Source organism: Bacillus sp. JJ1474 (assembly GCF_036965225.1).
Classification (GTDB): Bacteria; Bacillota; Bacilli; order Bacillales; family Cytobacillaceae; genus Cytobacillus.
In genome coordinates this window covers 1-3,682 of the sequence record NZ_JBALPC010000100.1, presented here as the reverse complement: position 1 = coordinate 3,682, position 3,682 = coordinate 1, and the positions used below count along the sequence as shown (strand labels likewise).

The 3,682-nt window shown below is 37.5% G+C and carries 2 protein-coding genes and 1 pseudogene; all 3 read right to left on the bottom strand.

What is annotated here, in order from left to right; translation table 11 throughout:
* Positions 1–209: 209 nt before the first annotated feature.
* The 3 genes and pseudogenes from V7164_RS14090 to V7164_RS14080 all read right to left on the bottom strand — a co-directional run bounded on the left by V7164_RS14090 (position 210) and on the right by V7164_RS14080 (position 3,458).
* On the bottom strand, positions 210–1,319 hold the full coding sequence (locus V7164_RS14090) for a lactonase family protein (protein ID WP_335354385.1): 1,110 nt from the start codon (positions 1,317–1,319) through the stop codon (positions 210–212).
* Positions 1,320–1,462: 143 nt separating this feature from the next.
* Positions 1,463–2,006 (bottom strand): annotated as a pseudogene (locus V7164_RS14085) (cupin domain-containing protein); the annotation flags it as partial.
* A gap of 72 nt (positions 2,007–2,078) precedes the next feature.
* Positions 2,079–3,458 carry a catalase gene (locus tag V7164_RS14080; protein WP_335354384.1) on the bottom strand — a complete coding sequence of 460 codons (1,380 nt, stop codon included), beginning with the start codon at positions 3,456–3,458 and terminating at the stop codon, positions 2,079–2,081.
* Positions 3,459–3,682: the final 224 nt, after the last annotated feature.

The window sequence follows — 3,682 nt, the reverse complement described above, 5'->3', positions numbered from 1 at the left end:
GTCTCATTAATTTCAGTTTGTTTTGAATATGGAGAGGATATTTTATTTTGTTGTTCAGAAGTGTGTAACAAAATCATCCCTGTAGCAAGCAAAAATAGCACGATGAAAGTCATTTTCCTCACACTATCGCTCCTTTTTAATTCGCTTTTGTAAAAATGTAACAACTCCTTTATTTTAGATTCCACCAAATATAGTTAAACTAAATAATTTTAAAGAATGGCTAACCCTTGCGATCCAAGATAAGGAATGTTAGTCCAAGCAGCAACTTGCAGTCTAACCAAACTTCCATCATCTTGAATTGTAAATACGGAGACTGTGCCCTGATTTCCGTTAAGAGTATAAAAATGCCGCCCATCTTTACTCACTCCAACATCCATGGGCAGTCCTGGAGCTGTACCTGGCGGTGTGCTGGTAATATGCCTTATCACTGACAGGGCTCCATTGCGACCGATTCGGTAAGTGGAGATGGTGCCGCTTAAAGTATTGGTAACATATGCAAAGTGCTCATTCCTCGTTGTTACAACCCAGCATGCGGTTTTATATCCATTTGGTACAGAGCCACTGATCACATGAAGGGTCCCGGTATTATTCATTGAATAGGATGACAGGGCATTTGAACCTGCTTCAGTAACTAAGAGGATTCCAGAGGATAGAAAATAAGCACCCAATGGTCCTTGACCATAAGAATCATTCACGATTGGTTCTGTAACCGTACCATGTGGATTTACATGGAATACACTAAGATGGTTTGAAGTAAGCTCGGATACAAGGATTTTACTACCATCACGAGTGAAGAGAACCTGAGCGGGCTGAGCATTGAATGTACTGAGAGAATGGGTGGATCCGGGAATAGGAGTAAGGCGTCCGTTATCATGGATGTGAAAACCAGTGATATTGGAAGAAAAATTGTTTTCTGCATTACCTACATTGGAGACATATACAAGATTACCAAACACATCAACACTATTGGGCTGAGCACCTCCTGATGGCTTTACATCCACGAGGACAGGTGTTCCACTATCGGTTATGATGAAACTGCTGATACTATGGCTTCCTGCGTTAACGGCAAGTAGGAAACGTCCATCATGGGACAGAGTTAGAGCGCCTTGTGAAGTAAGGGGATCAACGCCATCGTTTGCTGTTGCAGTGGAGACTTCTTTTGTTCCAGTACCTCTGCCATAAGTTGGGTAAGATCCACCAAAAGTGAGCATTCCATTCATGTCCCTATAAAAGGCAATGATTTGATTCATTACATCATTATTAGTCATAATGTATACAACACTCACATTCTTACGATAATACTCGTTCATTACTTGCATTTTATGTCTCCACTCCTTTCATAAATTTATATGGTTCCATCGCCATTTCAATTCCCGAAATAGATGTAAATGGTTTTAAAAAGAGAAGTTGATTATCCGTTAACCAGAAATGTTAAGTCAACTAAAAAAGATCACCACAGCGATCAATCATCATATTTAACAACAGGCCATTTCTCCTTACGCAGAGAATCGATCAATTCTGAACCAACATTTAAGTTGCTCTTAATTAATTCTTAGGCGTCAGTGCCATCCATTGATTGAGCGATACGTCATCAAGTGGTTGCTTTTGAACATCTCTAAAATCCATAATGTTTCGGTACCGGTGTTTTGAATATAGTGTCCAGTAGCAAAGGGTACATATCCGACATCACCGGCTCTATAATCAAATGTACGAGCTGCACCGTTTCCAGTAAATATAGTCATTCGCCCTTGTCCGGTAAGGTAATACTGCCATTCGTCATTATCTGGATGCCAATGAAGTTCTCTCATTGCACCCGGTTCAATCTCAACGAGTGCTGCTGCGACAGTTTTTGAAATTGGAAAGTTAGAAGAGTCGACAATTCGTACACTACCACCTGGTGTTTTTAGGGGTGTTTGTTTCAACAGCTCGTGCTTGACAGTTAAAGGAATTTCTCCGTAGGGTGACTGAACTTCTTGATTTTCCAGTGGACCTTGCACCTTCCCCTGTGTTGGAAATTAATAAATTTTATACAAAAAAACGTCATTTTAATCGTAATAATGACGTTTTTAATCTTCTTATCAATTTTTCATTTCAATTTCAATTCTCTTTGCTAAGTCAGATGATACTTTACTGAAATACTCCATAACCTTCTTTCTAATATCATCAGATATGACTTTCAAATCACTAGCTAAATTTTCGACAAGGTGTTCTTTTTCTATTTGAGTTAACCTCGTATAGAATTCACCAGCCTGCCCAAAATCGTCTTGCTTTGTTATAGAAGTTCTTTCAAGTTTGCCTTCAACATATCTTCCATCACCACTTGTAATTTGATTAGCTGGTATCCAATTTTGCTGTTGGTTAACCGGTAATTTACGAAATTCAGCTCCAATTCTTCTTCTTTGAGAATCACTATAAATATTGGCACGGCCCTGAAGTATTTTATCATCAGATAATTCTGCGCCGTCTAGTAAATTAGAAGGGGAGAAGGCGACTTTTTCTACTTGTTCCATATAATTATCAGGATTTTTAGTTAATACCAATTTGCCTACTGGCATTAGAGGATACTCTTTTTCATCCCATACTTTTGTATCGTCTAAAGGATCATAAGAAAGATTTGCTTTATCCTTTGGGTCCATGAGCTGGACATATAAGCCATATTCAACCGGTTTACCAGCCGCAATCGCATCGTATAAATCTTTACCAGCGTAATCAGGATTTTCAGCGGCTAGTCTATTTGCTTCTTCGCGACCAATGTATTGTACACCTTCAAATGGGTACCAATTGTATTTAACGTACTTTCTAATACCTTGAGCATTTATCCATACATATGTATTTACACTATGTCCTGGAATGTGGCGAAAACTTTTTACCGTACCAGCATCCGAGTATAACCGTATAACAAAGTGAATCGATTCAGGCGCTCTTGCTACAAAGCTCCAAAACCTATCAGGATCAATTAAATTATTTTTTGGTGAAGGTAAGAGTGCTTTAATAAATTCCGGAAATCGTATCGCATCACGAACAGAAAAGACAGGAATGTGATTACACAAAAGGTCAAAAACGCCTTCTTCTGTATAAAATTTTGTAGAAAAACCACGCACATTTCTAGATGTATCAGGTGTTCCTTTCGTACTGACAGCTAACGAAAAGCGAACCATAACAGGAACTTTCTGATTAGAATTTTGTAAAAAGCTCAGTTTTGTATGTTCGGACATCGAATATATCGTTTGAAAATAACCAAATGCACCAGATCCTTTTACATGAACAGGTCTTTCTAAAATCTTTTCATGAATAAATTCTTGTAAGGTTTCGTGTAATACACTATCTTGTTCCAGTACAGGTCCCCTAGAGCCGATCGTCTGGGAATGAAGTTTAGCTTGATCATTGGAGAGGTCTCGATTCTCATTATGGCTTTCCTCTAATAAAGTTTGCCTCTGTTTATGGTGTTTTTCATTCATTATTAAAGCCTCCAAAATTTAATTAACTTCAATCGTTACTAAATATGATTATTGAGGCTCGAATATGTATCTTCTACTTTTATTTTCAACATTCATTAGAAATATAGTTTCTTAAAGTTAGTTTGTTAAGATGATAAAAGAGTATGAACAGGCTAATAAAAATAGTATTTATAAAAAATGATCAAACTTTTTTATAAATAATACATCTAGATATGGTATAGAAG

Excerpts from the sequence above, each read along its gene's own strand:
- V7164_RS14090 (WP_335354385.1), bottom strand. The coding sequence starts at position 1,319 with ATGCAAGTAATGAACGAGTATTATCGTAAGAATGTGAGTGTTGTATAC.
- V7164_RS14080 (WP_335354384.1), bottom strand. The coding sequence starts at position 3,458 with ATGAATGAAAAACACCATAAACAGAGGCAAACTTTATTAGAGGAAAGC.